At 65.8% G+C, this 1,745-nt stretch carries 1 protein-coding gene; it reads right to left on the bottom strand.

The annotated features are described in order from the left end of the window. Positions 1-451: 451 nt before the first annotated feature. Positions 452-1,745, bottom strand: a 1,294-nt coding sequence (locus KIT86_RS25060) for a hypothetical protein (protein ID WP_297403451.1), incomplete at its 5' end; no start/stop codon positions are given.

The raw sequence follows: 1,745 nt of genomic DNA on the forward strand, positions 1-1,745 counted from the left end.
TAGCGTGCGAGGCACGGGCGACTGCCACCTGGTGCTGCGCACCCGCTTGGAGCAGCGTGCGCTAGCTCGTGACGGCCTATGGCCACGCGTGACCCCAGCTCCTCATCCACTTTGTGCGCTACCTCCTTCGCCGGTCCGTCAGCCGCAGTCCTGCTGCGCGAGCTGCCACTGCTCTGCTTGTCCTACGACGACATTCTCCTGCCGGTATTCAGAAGGAGCAGGCTGGCTGTGCAGACGAAGTGGACCAGCCGAGGGGCAGGACGACAGGCAAGCGGCGCCCGCGCGCCATCGGGAGCACGGCGATGATACTGCACTCTGGGAGCACGAGTCGAGGGCGCGGGAGCGCGTGCACGCCAACATCGGCGAGGAATGGACGTTCATCTTCCCCACTGGGGCCAGCCCGCGCCGCGCAAGCCTGAAGGTTGGGCTTCATAAGGGTGCTTGACTCGAGTCACCCTATGGCTACCTGATGGCTACTGAGTGCCCAATGCGCGCGGCGCGGCGCGCGGGCCGGCAAGCCGCAATGCGTGTCCTCACGTGGTCCCCACTCCCCCACCCCGCTGTCCCTGGCCTTCACGAGGCCGCTGCCGCCGCGGCGCCCGCGCCCCGGGCGCGTGCTGGGCAGCGTGCGCATCAGCGGCGCAAAGTCCGCGAGCGTGTCCATAAGGATGAGCCCGTCAGGCCAGGCGCCCTTGGGCGGCCGCCTGGCCCGCTCCGGATGCAGCGCCGCGAGCACAAAGTAGTGGTCCATGCCCGCGACGGGTGCCATGTACGCCATGGCCTCCTCGTACATCTTCAGCGCATCGAAACGCTTCGACGCGCCCGACTTGCACTGGATGCCAAAGTGCGCCAGGCGATCTGTGTTGGGCTGCGGCAGCACAAAGTGCACGTCGATGCACTTGGTAGTGCCTTCGCCCCGCAGCACACTGCCGATCGTCTCCTCCAGTCTCCGCGTCACCCCCTGCGCAATGTGGACATGCTCGCCCAGCACGCGCGCTCCAGTGGAGCCCGCCGCCGCGCGCACATCGCCCGGCCAAATCTCCTGCTGCAAGTCAAACCGCATCGGTAGGGCGTCCACCTCCATGTAAGAGACTCTCTTGGTCATCGAGCAGCCCGGGAAGATGTCCGTGAAACGGATCCTCTCGCCCCTCGTGCTGCGCAGCGCATTGAGCCGCGCGGTGAGCACCGCCGCCACGGCCGCCTCGAACAGGTTCGGGTTCATGTCGAACGAGGGGAAGGGGAACAGGCTCGCGTAGTCGTGCGCACGACCGATCCACTCGGCAATGCGCGCTCGCAACAAGTGCAGCCGAATCTGGGGAATGTGCAGCCGAACCTCTCTGTCCTCGAGGGGCACGATGGAGAACACGCCGCCCTGGTCAAAGTCCTCGACCATCCAAACGTCTGCACTCGCGCCGCCCAAGTCGTTCGTGGGCGCGGCGTCGCCGCTGTGCCTGGCGATGACCGTGTTCATCTTGACGCGCAGACCGCTGAGAACAACATACGTCAGTGTCGTCATGGCAGCAGGGTGCCGCGTAAACTCTCTCTCAATGCCGGCAACTGCAACTGGCTCGGTACTCGCCTTAACGGCATCCAAAACGATACCGGCCAGTTGCCGCGCCACATCCGCGGCGGGGCGGTCCAAATCAAAGGAGAGGCCGCGCAGCTCGGCTGCCAGCCTCTTATCTGAGCTGATACCTGGAATCGACATGAGCAAACGTGGCAGCCCGCCCAGGTCGTCGATCACA

Origin of the sequence: Hydrogenophaga sp., assembly GCF_026125825.1 — a bacterium.
Taxonomy (GTDB): domain Bacteria; phylum Pseudomonadota; class Gammaproteobacteria; order Burkholderiales; family Burkholderiaceae_C; genus Hydrogenophaga.